The organism is Ochrobactrum sp. CGA5 (assembly GCF_006345815.1).
In the GTDB taxonomy this organism is placed as follows: Bacteria; Pseudomonadota; Alphaproteobacteria; order Rhizobiales; family Rhizobiaceae; genus Brucella.
On sequence record NZ_VCIG01000007.1, the window covers coordinates 112,406 to 126,534 of the forward strand.

Below are 14,129 nucleotides of genomic sequence, written 5' to 3' on the forward strand. Positions count from 1 at the left end.
TGGTTCAGTGGTGATCCCGACTGGATTCGAACCAGTGGCCTCAAGATTAGGAATCTTGCGCTCTATCCTACTGAGCTACGGGACCAACCGATGCGCATTCGCTGGTGATTCCAGCATTGCGAATGCTTTCAGACACATACTGTTTTTCATGCCGGTCGCCAACCCCGCAAAAAGCGGGGCAGGCGGATTTATTCCGTTTCAGGCCGCAAGCGCCGTTTCCACTAGCGATGCAAAATAGCTGACGCCATAGGGGATGGCATCGTCATTGAAGTCATAGGCCGGGTGGTGCAGGCCGGGTGTGTCGCCATTTCCGAGGAAAATATAGGCGCCGGGGCGTGCTTCCAGCATGTAGGAAAAATCTTCCGCCGCCATCATCGGTTCAACATTCCGATCCACTTTGCTTTCACCCGCTACGGCGCTGGCGATGCGGGCGGCAAACTCCGTCTGCGCATCGTGGTTGAAGGTGACCGGATAATTGTTCTTGTAGCGCACGGTGATTTCCGCGCCGGTCGCGGCTGCGATACCGGCTGCAGCTTCACGGATACGGCGTTCGGCAAAGGCGCGGGTTTCTTTCTTGAGCGTGCGGACGGTGCCCGACAGCGTCGCCTTTTCCGGGATCACATTATAAGCCTCTCCCGCAATGAACTTCGTTACTGAAATCACAAGCGAATCGAGTGGATCGCTATTGCGCGAAACAATGCCCTGAAGGGCAATCATCAACTGGGAACCGGCAAGGATTGGATCGATGGTGCGATGTGGCTGCGCTGCATGACCGCCACGTCCGGTAATGAAGAGGTCGAATTCGTCGGTTGCGGCCATGATCGGGCCTTTTCGCATCGCGAACTGCCCGACCGGCAGGCCAGGCATGTTGTGGACGCCGTAGACTTCCGAAATGTTGAAGCGATCCATAACGCCGTCCTCGACCATGGCGAGGCCACCGGCGCCGCCTTCTTCGGCTGGCTGGAACAGAAGCGCGACTGAGCCGCGGAAATTGCGCGTTTCTGCGAGATATTGCGCTGCGCCAAGCAGCATGGATGTGTGACCGTCATGGCCACAGGAATGCGCCTTGCCGGGATTCTGCGAGGCCCACTCAACGCCGCTTGTTTCGGTGATGGGAAGGGCGTCCATGTCGGCGCGCAAGCCGATGGCCGGGCCATCGCCATGACGCCCCTTGATGATGCCGACCACGCCGGTGCGTCCGACGCCGGTTTCCACAAGATCGCAACCGAAGGATTTCAGCTTGTCTTCGACAAATTTTGCAGTTTCGTGCACGTCATAAAGCAGTTCAGGATTCTGGTGCAGCTTTCGCCGCCATGCGGCAATTTCCGCTTGCGTTTCAGCGGCACGATTCAACACTGGCATTTTCTGAGGGCTCCCCGGATTGGGCATGATTTGAAGGAATCAGAATATGACGTTTCGGTGAAAGCGGGCAATCCCCGTTTGCCTTTTCATCGCCACATGGCATAGATAAAGAAAGCGTTAACCTTCCATTAGAGCGGCTCCAGTTGACACGGAGTCATCGGGACGGCTCTATCTCTTTGTCTTTAAAGCTTTATCCAAAGCAAGACCGCTTCGCAGCTTGCTGGAAATGCTCTAGAGCGCAATTCGAACCCGCAGAAGTTGCAGGCTATTTCGATTGGAACTACGGAATGATGTCGAAGTCATTGAAAATCTGGTTTGCTGCTGCTGGCCTGTCCGTTACTGCGCTGGCGTCCGCTGCAGCTAATCCCTCCATTGCAGTGGATGTCGCAACCGGTAAGGTCTACCAGCAGCAGGAAGCTTTTCAACGCTGGTATCCTGCTTCCCTGACCAAGATGATGACGGCCTATGTGACATTCCGCGCACTTCAGTCAGGCCAGATGACGCTGGATTCTCCGGTGCGCATGACGGTCAACGCCGCCAAGGAGCCGCCAAGCAAGATGGGCTACAAGCCGGGATCGGTCATGACGCTTGATACGGCGTTGAAGATTATGCTGGTGAAGTCGGCCAATGATATCGCGGTTGCTGTTGCCGAAGCCGTGGGCGGAACGGAATCCGCCTTCGTGCAGCGCATGAATGCCGAAGCGCAGCGTCTCGGCATGGTCGGGTCGCATTTCGCCAATCCGAACGGCCTGCATAATCCCAATAATTACACCACGGCACGCGATCTTGCGGTTCTGGCTGTGCAGTTGCGCCGCGAATTTCCGCAATATGCGCATTATTTCGCGACCGAAGCCATCGATCCGGGCGCGGGCAAGAAAGTGCAAGCCAACTACAACATCCTGCTTGGCCGCTATGATGGTGCAGACGGGATGAAAACCGGTTTCGTCTGCGCATCCGGTTTCAATCTTGCAAGCTCAGCTACACGCAACGGCCGGACCGTGCTCGCGATTGTTCTCGGTGCGGATCGTCAGGAAACACGCGCGGTCAAAGCTGCGCAGCTTATGACGGATGCTTTCCGCGCAAGTTCGAGCGGTGGAGCGACGCTGGCGACCTTGCGTCCGACGGCGGGCGGCAATCTGAACCAGGCCGTCGACATGCGCAAGGCGATCTGCAACCAGCAGGCCATGGCCGACCGCTGGGACGGGCGCGATGTCGAGGGTAAGCTGAAAATCAATTCACCCTATATCCATGCCATGGATCATGATCCGGTGGCGGTGAAGGTTGGTCTGGTTTCCGAACCGGGTCCGACGACCCGACCGAGCCAGCTTGACATTTCGCAGATTCCGGTGCCGATGCCGCGTCCGCAGCGTTCCGCCGGTGCCAAAACCACCGCGATCAACTGACATGCCGAATCCCATTCCCGTTTCTGTGCTGACCGGCTTTCTCGGTTCAGGCAAGACCACGCTTCTCAACCGGCTCCTGAAAGATCCGGCGCTGAGTGATACGGCGGTTATCATCAACGAGTTCGGCGAGGTTGGCATCGATCATTTGCTGGTCGAGCAGGCGAGCGAGGGTGTAATCGAGCTTTCCGACGGCTGCCTGTGCTGTACGGTGCGGGGCGAACTGGTGGATACGCTGGCCGATCTGATTGACCGGCACCAGACCGGGCGCATCAAGGCTCTGAAGCGCGTCATCATCGAAACCACCGGACTTGCCGATCCAGCGCCAGTGCTGCATTCGATCATGGGGCATCCGGTACTGATGCAGGCTTTCCGTCTCGATGGGGTTCTGGCGACCGTTGATGCCGTCAATGGCATGGTGACGCTCGACAACCACGAGGAAGCCGTCAAGCAGGCTGCGATGGCTGATCGTATCGTACTCACCAAAATCGACCTGCCAGAAGCGCAGGCAGGACTGGCGGCACTCAAGGCGCGTCTTCATGCGCTCAATCCCGGTGCGGACATTCTGGAGGCCGCAGAAGAGCGCACGGGTTATGCGGCGCTCTTCGAATGCGGTCTCTATAATCCAGAAACGAAATCGGCAGACGTGCAGCGATGGCTCAAGGCCGAAGCCTATGAGGCCGGTCATCATGACGACTCCCATCATGACCACTCGCATCATGGGCATGACCATCTATGCGGACCGGATTGCGACCATGACCACCACCATCACGGCCACGCGCATCATCATCACCATGACGATGCGATCCGGTCCTTTTCGCTTCGTCACGATGAGCCGATCCCGCTATCGACCTTCGACATGTTCCTCGATCTCCTGCGCTCGACGCATGGCGAGAAGCTTCTGCGCGTGAAGGGCATTGTGCAGATTGCCGAAGACCCGGATCGCCCGGTCGTCATCCATGGGGTACAGAAGATTTTCCATCCGCCTGCACGCCTGCCACAGTGGCCGCAGGGCAAGCAAGAGACGCTTCTGGTGATGATCGTGAAGGATCTGCCGGAAACCTATGTGCGTGAGCTTTTCGATGCGTTTCTCGGACGTCCGGGCCTCGACCGGCCCGATCGCGCTGCGCTGACGGAAAACCCGCTGGCCATTCCGGGTTTTTCGCCCCGGAACTGACTTCACTTCCTGCGAATGAGGAAGCGATACAATGTTCCCTGACGCTCCTGTGCGACGAGGACGTGACCTTCCTGCGTACAGAAATGCGGGACGTCGATGTCTGACAGCGGATCGGTCGCTTCCACCCAGAGAAGCGCTTTGCTCGGCATTTTTTCCAGACGATTGCTGGTTTTCAAAACCGGAAGGGGGCATTTAAGCCCCCTCAGGTCGTAGACAGGAATGTCATCCTGCAAAGCCATCAGTTCCCGATGATCTTCCACCATGGCTTTTTCGGTTCGGGGGCTGTAGCAGGTGCCGGTTGCTCGAAATTCTGCGCCACCGTGCTGGCGGTCGTCACTGGAGAGACTTCCTGGGGCGATACAGCCTGCGCTGCAACCGGGTTTGGTCGCGGTGCAGGTATGACTGCGGTCTGTGTCGCCGGCTGGGCTGGAATAGGAGCGGATTGCGCCGTTGCGGCAATCGCGGTCGGCGATTCTGGGCGGATGTCTGGTGCCCCCGCCTTTTCAGCGGAAGAAGGCGTAAGTGATGGCGGTTCCCGTGTTACCTTTTCACCGCGTGCGCGTGCAGCGCTCCAGGCGGAGACCAGCTTGGCTTCAGTAATGCCCTGAATGGAGGGCGCCGGTGCCTTCTGGCTGGCGCTGAATGCTGACTGGTAGGTCTTTTCATAAGACGCATAGGACATGGCTTCGCCCCCAACCGAAGGCGGGCAGGCACCCGTTGGAGACAGCGGCTGCCCGTCGGACGCCGCAACGTTGAACACATAGCGCTTTTCGCAGACGTCGACCTTCGGCGGGACTTTGGTAACCTCGAAAGCGTCGTAACCTTGCTTCAGCATCTTCCAGAAAGGATAATTCGGATCGCTCTTGTAGCGCGCCATGTTGGCGGCGGTCATGCGGAACGGAAATGCCTGAATCTGAAAATCACGCTGGCCGCCTTTGAATGCATCGCGACCGAAGGCATAAATCTCCGCAACCTGTTCGTCGGTCATCGAGTAGCAACCCGACGAAGAACATGCGCCGTGCACCATGAGATGCTGGCCGGTACGGCCGTTGGCGCGGTCATAGGCGTTGGGGAAGCCGATATTGAACGAGAGATAATAGCTGGAATTGGGGTTCATCTGCGACGGACGGACGGTATAGAAACCTTCCGGCGCCTGACGGTCACCCTCGATATATTTCGGGCCGAGCTTGCCCGACCATTTGCATATTTCGTAGGAAGCGATCTGGTCGTATTTACCGTTGTTCTTCTGCTTCCAGACCTCGAGAACGCCTTCTTCCTTGAAAATGCGTACCATGATCGGCGAGGTGCGGGTCATGCCCTTCGCCTTCATCTTGGCAACGACCTTTGCGGGAAGCGGCTTTTCGGCCCGCAGACTGAGATCGGATACAGATGAACCCTGGCAGCCCGCGAGAAGCGTGGTTGCCAGTAAGGAGCCTAGAATTGCGGTTCTGATCTTCATGTCGCATCAAGTCTGTTAGAGCTACGCCAGAGACTTTATGAGCAAAAGTCGATTTCCTGAAGGTTAGATCCTATAAAAGAAACCTTACGGTATCGTTTATAAATCCTTGCTCAAATAGCTAAAATCCAGCGCGTCGGCAATATGGCCGAATTTGCAGCATGATGCAAATCCGGGAGGCGCGAGGCCTCCCGGACGATCTAGGTACTGACCCTAGCATTCAATTTTGGACGATAATCAGATGTTGCGGCCGATTTCGAGGAACTTCTGGCGGCGTTCCTGCTTCAGCGTTTCGCCGTCAATATCCTTCATCGAACGTAGCGACGCGGTGATAATGTCGCCGGTAGCGTCGATCACAGCTTCCTTGCCGCGATGCGCGCCACCCATGGGTTCGGGAATGATACCGTCGATGACCTTGAGGTCGAACAGGTCCTGTGCGGTGATGCGCATGTTGGAGGCGGCGTCCTTGGCGCGGGTCGAATCGTGCCAAAGGATGGAGGCTGCGCCCTCGGGCGAGATTACCGAATAGATCGAGTGCTCAAGCATGTAGACACGATTTGCAACGGCGATGGCGATGGCGCCACCGGAGCCGCCTTCACCGATGATGATCGATATGACCGGAACGCGCAGTTTGAGGCATTCCGCTGTCGAGCGGGCAATCGCTTCGGCCTGGCCGCGTTCCTCGGCGCTGACGCCCGGATAGGCGCCTGCTGTATCGACAAAGGTGATGAGCGGCAATTGGAAGCGGTCGGCCATCTCCATGATGCGGACGGCTTTGCGGTAGCCTTCAGGTCGGGCCGAACCAAAATTGTGCCTGAGGCGCGTCTTGGTGTCTGAGCCTTTTTCCTGTCCGATGATAGCGACGGCCTGACCATTGAAGCGACCGAAACCGGCTTGTATGGCTTCGTCATTGGCGAATTTGCGGTCACCGGCAAGCGGGGTGAATTCGGTGAACAGCCGGTCGATATATTCCAGACAATGCGGACGGTCTGGGTGGCGGGCGATCTGCGCCTTCTGCCATGGTGTCAGCTTGCGATAGATGTCTTTCAGCGCATCGGCCGAACGCTTCTCGAGGCGACGAATCTCGTCGCTCATCTCGACGCTGCCCTGTTCCTGCGCGAGCTTTTTCAGCTCAAGAATCTGGCCTTCAAGATCGGCGACGGGTTTTTCAAAATCGAGATAGTTGTACATAGGGCCTGACTGTTCGTGCGTTTTCCAAGGGGATTAGCGCTATTGCGAGCCTGAAAAAGGCTGTTTTACGGCGCCTTACATATTCACTGCGGGCTCATCTTGCAAATTTTAGGTTTTCTCATAACCGGACAGAGGCTGATCGGCAAGCGGATGATGCTCGCTGACAAGCTTATGCAGTCTTTCCTCCAGCACATGCGTGTAGATTTGGGTCGTGGAAATATCGGCATGGCCGAGCAATTGCTGCACGGTGCGCAGATCCGCGCCGTTCTGTAGCAGATGGCTGGCAAAGGCATGGCGCAGCACGTGCGGTGAAATGGCGGTAGCCGACAATCCTGCCCGTGCGGCAAGCGCTTTCAATTCGCGTGCAAAAACCTGGCGCGCCAGATGACCTCGCTCCGAAAAGGCGGGAAACAGCCATGGATTGTCATCGCTGTCGGGCTGGGAATCCCGTGAAACAAGAAAGCGCTGCAGAGCTTCGCGTGCCTTGGGTGAAAGTGGAACCATGCGTTCTTTGGAGCCCTTGCCACGGACCAGAAGAAAACGGTGATCGGTGCGCGCGACAGTGACGGGCAGGCCAACAAGTTCCGAGACGCGCAACCCGGTCGCATAAAGTGTTTCAAGAAGCGCATGAAGACGCAGGGCTTTGATATGATCAGCGGGTTCGGCTGCTTCATTGGTTTCGAGCACCGCGCGGTCGAGAAGCCGCGTGACGTTTTCGACACTCATGATCTTCGGTAGCGGCTTTTGCTTTTTGGGCGCATCGACAGTGCCGGTCGGGTCGTCTTGCCGATACCCCTCTGAATAGAGAAAACGGAAGAACTGGCGTAGCGCCGACAGGCGCCGGGCCTGTGATGTTGCGGCAAAACCTTCCGTTGCCATGGCATCGATGGCACTGCGAATATCGTCGGGTCCGGCTTCTGCAAGATTGACGCCTCGGGCTGACAGTGCCTCTGCCACAGCCTCAAGATCGCGTCGGTAGGATTCAAGCGTGTTGTGAGCAGCACCCCGTTCGGCGCTCATCATTTCCAGAAAGTTCTCGATCGCCAGCGATGCGCGCATTGTCACTCCTGCGGGGACTGCGGCAACTGGCGCGCCGTATCGGCGGCCTCAGGCTCGGCTGCTGGGGCTGGCGGAGGAGCAATCGTGACCGGCTTTAGCTTCGAAGCCGGAATATGGACAGTTATCTCGCGCTTGTCTGGTTCAACGAAGTTGGCAAGTGCATACATCGCGCCATAAACGACGGCAGCAATAAGAGCGACAAAGAGAACGAGGCGCGTCAGCGTAGGCATCCATCTTTTATGCTGTGGCATTGAGACGAAAGCAAGGACGGGAGACAAAAGCAGGGAGGCCAAATCAAAGAGTGCGTGCGCAATTATATAAAAATGCCCCACTTCCGGTCTGGCGCGCCCTGAAAACCAATCAAAGCAATTGACGTCGCCCCGTTTTTCATGTGGAACCGGAGCAAATGGACGAGGTCAATGAGCAGTACGACAAAACAAAACAATCTACATGAGAAAGCGGAACTGATCCGCGATCTGCTCGGTTCGAAAGTCGTGGTGCTTGTGGGGCTGATGGGAGCGGGAAAATCGACTGTCGGACGCAAGGTGGCAGCCATGCTTGGCCTGCCGTTTCGCGATGCCGATACGGAAATCGAAACGGTTTCGCGCATGACTATTCCCGACTTGTTCGAAGCCTATGGCGAGGTCGAGTTCCGTGACCTTGAACGTCGTGTCATCATGCGACTGCTCGAAGACGGGCCGATGGTTCTGGCAACCGGGGGCGGAGCGTATATGAATGCCGAAACACGCGCGGCAATTGGTCGGGCAGGCGTTTCCATCTGGCTCAATGCGGAAATTGATATTCTGATGGAGCGCGTATCACGCCGCCAGAACCGCCCGTTGCTGAAAAACAGCGATCCGCGTGGCGTCATGCTGCGCCTGATGAACGAACGTTATCCGGTCTATGCGCTGGCCGATCTCCAACTGATGACCCGTGATGACAAGAAGGAAGTGATTGCCGCCGAACTGCTCGATGTTCTGGCCGATCATCTCGAGAGTTCAGCGGCTCAATCCGCTCGGTAAGACGAACGGCTTAATTTCTCGCCGCATCTATTGGAGACTACCATGAATGCCCCTTCCATCGCTCCAGGTGTTATCACCGTTCCCGTGTCGCTTGGCGACCGATCCTACGATATTCTGATCGGCAAGGGGCTCGTCGATCGTGCGGGCGAGGAACTGGCAAAACGTCTGAAAGGCGTGCGCGTGGCGGTGGTGACGGACGAAAATGTCGCCAAGGCTCATCTGGAGCGCCTGACAGCAAGCTTTGCCGGGGTTGGTATCGATGTGACGCCGGTAATTGTTGCGCCCGGCGAAAAGTCCAAATCCTTTGGCACGCTTGAAACCGTCACCAATGCAGTTCTGGCGGCCCGGCTGGAGCGCGGCGACGCGGTCGTGGCGTTCGGAGGCGGTGTGGTTGGCGATCTTTCCGGCTTTGTTGCCGGTATCGTGCGGCGCGGCATGAATTTTGTACAGATGCCGACTTCTCTCCTGTCGCAGGTCGATTCGTCTGTCGGCGGCAAGACCGGTATCAATACCGCCCATGGCAAGAATCTCGTCGGGGTCTTCTATCAGCCGCAGCTGGTTCTGGCCGACACGGAAGTTCTCGATACGTTGAGCACGCGGGAGTTCCGGGCTGGTTATGCTGAAGTTGCGAAATATGGCTTGATCGACCGCCCAGACTTTTTTGCGTGGCTGGAGCAGAACTGGCAGGAGGTCTTCTCCGGCGGAGCGGCACGGACGGAAGCTATCGCTGAAGCCTGCCGTTGCAAGGCGGCAGTCGTTGCGCGTGACGAGCGCGAAACCGGTGACCGCGCACTCCTCAATCTCGGCCATACCTTCGGGCATGCGCTGGAAACGGCGACCGGCTACGATTCAAGCCGTCTCGTGCACGGCGAAGGGGTGGCTATCGGCATGGCACTGGCCCATCGTTTTTCAGTCAAGATGAACTTGTGTAGCGTCGAGGATGCAGAGCGTGTCGAGGCGCACCTGAAGGCGGTCGGACTGCCATATCGGCTGTCGGATGTGCCTGGCGGCTTGCCATCGGCGGAAAAGTTGATGGATTATATTGCCCAGGACAAGAAAGTGGCGCGTGGCGCGCTTACATTCATCCTGACGCGCGGCATCGGGCAGTCTTTTATTGCCAAGGATGTGCCGCCGACGGCTGTGCTGGAGTTTCTGAAAGAACGTCTGGAAACGAAATAAAAGGACAAGGCGAATGGCTTTCGAGTTCTGGGTTATGTGCGGCATCATCCTGCTCTGTGTCGTTCTCTCGGCATTCTTTTCCGGTTCCGAAACGGCGCTGACGGCGGCGTCGCGTGCGCGCATGCTTACGCTCGAACAGAATGGTGACGAGCGCGCCGGGCTGGTCCAGCGTCTTATCGGTCGCCGGGACCGCTTGATCGGTGCGCTTCTGATCGGCAACAACCTCGCCAATATTCTCGCGTCTTCGATCGCCACCAGTATTTTCCTGAATTTGTTCGGTGATGCGGGTGTGGCCTACGCAACGCTGGCCATGACGATCATTCTGGTCATTTTCGCGGAGGTTCTGCCAAAGTCCTGGGCGATTTCTGGTCCAGACCGGTTTTCGCTGGCCGTCGTGCGCGGCGTGTCGATTGTGGTGCTGATCCTCGGTCCGGTTTCGAGCGCTGTGAACTGGATCGTGCGGGTGATCCTGAAGATGTGCGGCATCAATCTCGCCGCAGGGCACTCCATGCTTAGCCCGCAGGATGAGCTGCGCGGTGCGGTCGAGGTGCTGCATCGCGACAAGTCGCTTATCAAGGAAGATCGCGACCAGCTGGGCGGGCTGCTCGACCTCAAGGAACTGGAAGTAAGCGACGTGATGGTGCACCGGACTTCGATGGGCACCGTCAATGCCGATGCTCCGGCGGATCAGATCGTGCGCGATATTCTGGCCAGCCCGCATACGCGCATGCCGCTTTGGCGCGATGATATCGACAATATTGTCGGCATCATTCACACCAAGGACCTGCTGCGCGCGCTTTATGACGTCGACAATGATTTCAAGCGCATCGACATCATGAAGGTTGCGCGCAAGCCGTGGTTTGTGCCCGACACGACCACGCTGCAGGATCAACTCGACGCTTTTCTCCGTCGCAAGGCGCATATCGCCATCGTCGTTGATGAATATGGCGACGTGCAGGGACTGGTGACGCTGGAGGATATTCTGGAAGAAATTGTCGGTGATATTGCCGACGAGCACGACGTGGACATGCAGGGCGTCCGGCTGCAGCCGGACGGTTCAGTTATCGTTGACGGCTCGCTGCCGATTCGCGACATCAACCGTGCGCTTGACTGGTCCTTGCCCGATGAGGAGGCGACCACGATTGCAGGTCTCGTCATTCACGAGACCCAGACGATTCCGGAAGTGAAGCAGGCTTTCACCTTTTACGGGAAACGTTTTTCTGTCTTGAAGAAGGAAAAGAACCGCCTGACGCGGTTGCGAATCGTACCGCTTGATGCTGATGGCAAGCCGACGCCCATCGTTGCGGCACTGCCCCGCTGACGGAATTTCAAAAGCAAGGTTTACCTAACATTTTGTTTTTAAATATTTTTGTTTCTGGTAGGTGGCGCTTTAGCCCGTAGCTTCGGACTTTTTGGCTTTGTGATTTCAAATTTTCCAAATCTATTCAAATACCAATTATTTAAGTAATTAAGAGTATTATAAAGTTGCGCATTAATAAATTCTAATGAATCTCCGTTCAACCAGCAGTGTTAAATCAAATTTTTCCTTGATATTCTGAATAATATTGGTTCTTATATCAGTGTTTTTGCAATCGAGGGGATGTATAAAGCATATGGGCGTCACCATTCTGTAAGCTTATATTCTGGTACGAAAACTACGGAGATGATCCGCATAAAACTTGTTTTACTGAAAATAAATACAGACTTTATTCATCGATACTTACACTGACTTCTGCCTACACATTTCTTTTCTCCGCAAAGTTCGACTCACCGTGCAAGGCGTCCGCGAGGGCGTCTTGCACGCATTCAGGTCATTCCCGCCTGCCAGCGTGTCAATACTGCTTTACGCTTTCCTGTGTCAGGCATCCGGTTATCGTAGAAGCATGATCTGAAACTTCTCAGCGCCGCGTGGCCTCACCCGGAGCGGAAGGCTCAAGCGCCAGCGCATGGACGCCGCTGTCCAGTTCTTCCTTCAAAAGTGCATTGATGGCGCGATGGCGCTCGATGCGACTCATTTTGGCGAAAGCGTCGGCAACGATGCGGATACGGAAATGCGTTTCGCCGGTGCCGTCATAGACTTCATGATGACCGCGCTCCTCGTGGTGATGCCCGGCGTGGAGGTGGCTTTCATTGATGACCTCGAGCCGTTCGGGAGCGAAAGCCGTGGTCAGTTTCGCTTCCATCGCGCTTTGTTTGCTATTGTGAATGGACATTTGGACCACTTCTCCCCATATAGACGCTGTGCCTCATATAACGTTGCTTCGGCAGCAAAAGGTGGGGCAAATCCGCACAGGAAAGCAACCTGCTTCAAAATTTCGCCCCGTTGAAATGGCCAAAAGCCAGATCGGACGAAATGTCAATTCTTGTTCAGCAACTCATAATCCGCATAATCCGATTCGATGACAACGAACTCAAAATTTTTCGACAGTATCCGCATCAAGCCCAAGAAGACCGCGGAAGCGAAGGCTTCGGGGCCTTGCTGCCAGTGGGACGGGTGTGACAAGCCAGGCACGCATCGCGCGCCTGTCGGACGCATGCGCGAAGGCGAGTATTTCCGCTTCTGTGTTGATCACGTGCGGGAATATAACAAGAATTTCAATTACTTCTCTGGGCTTTCGGACGGTGACATCGCGAAGTTCCAGAAGGATGCAATCACGGGTCATCGCCCGACCTGGTCGACGACGGCGAACTCTACCGCCAAGCCGCGCACGTCGCCGGATATGGCGAAGATGCGTTCCGGCTCGGCTTCCTATCACAATCGTATCCGCGATCCCTTCAACCTTTTCAAGGAAGCCAAGGGACATGCGCCGGGCCAGAAGGGGCAGCGCAAGCCGCGTACGCTTGAGATAAAGGCGCTGGCGACACTCGGTCTTGAACCAAATTCGACTGGCGATAAGATCAAGGCGCGCTATAAAGAACTGGTAAAACAGCACCACCCGGATGCAAATGGTGGTGATCGCGGATCGGAGGAAAGATTTCGCGATGTAATTCAGGCTTATCAATTGCTCAAGCAGGCAGGTTTTTGCTAAACCCTGTTTGGGTCTGACAGGCCGGTTATAGGAGCTGTCGCCGATGGTTCCGACGGACATTCTTCTGCCACGCGATTATGTGGACGCAAGCACGGATGCCCGCAACGAATTACGGAAGGGGCATACCGTCCGGCTTGCCGGAAAAACACGCCCACGGATGAAAGTTGAATGTCGCGGCGGGCGGGTGTCTGCCGCTCTGGAGGCATGATGAACAAGGTTGAGCGGGATATAGCCAATTTGCCGGATACGACGGTTTCGGTGCGCGAAGTGTTCGGAATCGATTCCGACATGACGGTGCCAGCCTACGCGGCAGGCGATTCCTATGTGCCGGAGCTTGATCCGGATTATCTTTTCGACCGTCAGACGACGCTCGCGATCCTTGCGGGCTTTGCGTATAATCGTCGCGTGATGGTTTCCGGCTATCACGGTACCGGTAAGTCGACCCATATCGAGCAGGTCGCCGCCCGCCTCAACTGGCCCTGCGTCCGCGTCAATCTCGATAGCCACGTCAGCCGTATCGATCTCGTCGGCAAGGATGCCATTGTGGTCAAGGATGGCGTTCAGGTTACCGAATTCAAGGACGGCATCCTTCCTTGGGCCTATCAGCACAATGTGGCGCTGGTATTCGACGAATATGATGCCGGTCGCCCGGACGTGATGTTCGTCATTCAGCGCGTTCTGGAATCGTCCGGTCGCCTGACGCTTCTTGATCAGAGCCGCGTCATCCGTCCGCATCCGGCTTTCCGCCTGTTCGCAACCGCCAACACTGTTGGCCTCGGCGATACAACCGGCCTCTATCACGGCACCCAGCAGATTAACCAAGCGCAAATGGACCGCTGGTCCATCGTGACGACGTTGAACTATCTGCCGCACGACAATGAAGTGAACATCGTTCTCGCCAAGGCAAAGCACTATCAGAACGCCGAAGGCCGCGAGATCGTGAACAAGATGGTGCGCGTGGCCGACATGACCCGTCAGGCATTTATCAATGGCGATCTTTCGACCGTCATGAGCCCGCGTACGGTTATCACATGGTCCGAAAATGCCGCGATCTTCAACGATGTCGGCTTTGCCTTCCGCCTGACCTTCCTCAACAAGTGCGACGAACTGGAACGCCCGATCGTGGCCGAGTTCTATCAGCGTGCTTTCGGCGTTGAACTGCCGGAATCGGCAGCCAATATCGTTCTCGCTTGATGTGGAAGAAGCCTGCCGCCTGATCATATCCGGCGGCAGCGCACTGTCTGATGCGGGGGT

General features: G+C 56.5%; 16 protein-coding genes and 1 tRNA gene. 9 read left to right on the forward strand and 8 right to left on the reverse strand.

The window, feature by feature from the left end:
- Positions 1–8: 8 nt before the first annotated feature.
- Together FJQ48_RS08520 and FJQ48_RS08525 are read right to left on the reverse strand one after the other, a co-directional pair.
- Positions 9–85 (reverse strand) — tRNA-Arg (locus FJQ48_RS08520).
- Between the two features lie 113 nt (positions 86–198).
- On the reverse strand, positions 199–1,362 hold the full coding sequence (locus FJQ48_RS08525) for a M20 aminoacylase family protein (RefSeq protein WP_139974752.1): 1,164 nt from the start codon (positions 1,360–1,362) through the stop codon (positions 199–201).
- Between the two features lie 287 nt (positions 1,363–1,649).
- Between FJQ48_RS08525 and FJQ48_RS08530 the strand changes: the two genes are divergently transcribed.
- A complete protein-coding gene (locus tag FJQ48_RS08530) occupies positions 1,650–2,765 on the forward strand; it encodes a D-alanyl-D-alanine carboxypeptidase family protein (protein ID WP_139974753.1) in 1,116 nt (371 codons plus the stop codon).
- A gap of 1 nt (position 2,766) precedes the next feature.
- A complete protein-coding gene (locus tag FJQ48_RS08535) occupies positions 2,767–3,939 on the forward strand; it encodes a GTP-binding protein (RefSeq protein ID WP_139974754.1) in 1,173 nt (390 codons plus the stop codon).
- 2 nt (positions 3,940–3,941) lie between these two features.
- On the opposite strand, the gene FJQ48_RS08540 is transcribed toward FJQ48_RS08535, so the two are convergent.
- The 5 genes from FJQ48_RS08540 to FJQ48_RS08560 form a co-directional block, all read right to left on the reverse strand.
- Positions 3,942–4,199, reverse strand: a complete 258-nt coding sequence (locus tag FJQ48_RS08540) for a sulfurtransferase TusA family protein (protein ID WP_139974893.1) — start codon at positions 4,197–4,199, stop codon at positions 3,942–3,944.
- Positions 4,178–5,398, reverse strand: a complete 1,221-nt coding sequence (locus FJQ48_RS08545) for a murein L,D-transpeptidase family protein (protein WP_139974755.1) — start codon at positions 5,396–5,398, stop codon at positions 4,178–4,180. The genes FJQ48_RS08540 and FJQ48_RS08545 overlap by 22 nt, the downstream gene beginning before the upstream one ends.
- Before the next feature lie 234 nt (positions 5,399–5,632).
- A complete protein-coding gene (locus tag FJQ48_RS08550) occupies positions 5,633–6,586 on the reverse strand; it encodes an acetyl-CoA carboxylase carboxyltransferase subunit alpha (protein ID WP_139974756.1) in 954 nt (317 codons plus the stop codon).
- A gap of 108 nt (positions 6,587–6,694) precedes the next feature.
- The gene (gene xerD / locus FJQ48_RS08555) at positions 6,695–7,645 is read right to left on the reverse strand and encodes a site-specific tyrosine recombinase XerD (RefSeq protein ID WP_139974757.1); all 951 of its coding nucleotides are present in this window, start codon (positions 7,643–7,645) and stop codon (positions 6,695–6,697) included.
- A gap of 2 nt (positions 7,646–7,647) precedes the next feature.
- Positions 7,648–7,875, reverse strand: a complete 228-nt coding sequence (locus FJQ48_RS08560) for a hypothetical protein (protein ID WP_139974758.1) — start codon at positions 7,873–7,875, stop codon at positions 7,648–7,650.
- A 189-nt stretch (positions 7,876–8,064) separates the two neighbouring features.
- On the opposite strand from FJQ48_RS08560, the gene FJQ48_RS08565 reads away from it, so the two are divergent.
- From FJQ48_RS08565 to FJQ48_RS08575, 3 genes are read left to right on the forward strand one after another with little or no spacing between them, the layout of a single operon-like run.
- A complete protein-coding gene (locus FJQ48_RS08565) occupies positions 8,065–8,667 on the forward strand; it encodes a shikimate kinase (protein ID WP_139974759.1) in 603 nt (200 codons plus the stop codon).
- A gap of 42 nt (positions 8,668–8,709) precedes the next feature.
- Entirely contained in the window at positions 8,710–9,846 is a 1,137-nt protein-coding gene (gene aroB / locus FJQ48_RS08570) for a 3-dehydroquinate synthase (protein WP_139974760.1), read from the forward strand.
- A 13-nt stretch (positions 9,847–9,859) separates the two neighbouring features.
- Positions 9,860–11,167, forward strand: coding sequence for an HlyC/CorC family transporter (locus FJQ48_RS08575; RefSeq protein WP_139974761.1), 1,308 nt, complete (start codon positions 9,860–9,862; stop codon positions 11,165–11,167).
- Positions 11,168–11,744: 577 nt separating this feature from the next.
- Here the strand turns inward: FJQ48_RS08575 and FJQ48_RS08580 are convergent.
- A complete protein-coding gene (locus tag FJQ48_RS08580) occupies positions 11,745–12,059 on the reverse strand; it encodes a BolA family protein (RefSeq protein ID WP_139974762.1) in 315 nt (104 codons plus the stop codon).
- On the opposite strand from FJQ48_RS08580, the gene FJQ48_RS22895 reads away from it, so the two are divergent.
- Genes FJQ48_RS22895 through cobS form a run of 4 tightly spaced genes read left to right on the forward strand, consistent with a single transcriptional unit; the run spans position 12,052 to position 14,069 of the window.
- Positions 12,052–12,249 (forward strand): hypothetical protein, encoded by a 198-nt coding sequence (locus FJQ48_RS22895; protein ID WP_139974763.1) that lies wholly within the window; start codon positions 12,052–12,054, stop codon positions 12,247–12,249. The two genes, FJQ48_RS08580 and FJQ48_RS22895, sit on opposite strands and share 8 nt — an antisense overlap.
- Positions 12,246–12,875, forward strand: a complete 630-nt coding sequence (locus FJQ48_RS08590) for a J domain-containing protein (protein ID WP_139974764.1) — start codon at positions 12,246–12,248, stop codon at positions 12,873–12,875. Before FJQ48_RS22895 ends, FJQ48_RS08590 begins: the two co-directional genes overlap by 4 nt.
- Before the next feature lie 43 nt (positions 12,876–12,918).
- Positions 12,919–13,083, forward strand: coding sequence for a hypothetical protein (locus FJQ48_RS22330; RefSeq protein WP_180350160.1), 165 nt, complete (start codon positions 12,919–12,921; stop codon positions 13,081–13,083).
- Positions 13,083–14,069 (forward strand): cobaltochelatase subunit CobS, encoded by a 987-nt coding sequence (gene cobS / locus FJQ48_RS08595; RefSeq protein ID WP_061344554.1) that lies wholly within the window; start codon positions 13,083–13,085, stop codon positions 14,067–14,069. The genes FJQ48_RS22330 and cobS overlap by 1 nt, the downstream gene beginning before the upstream one ends.
- Positions 14,070–14,129: the final 60 nt, after the last annotated feature.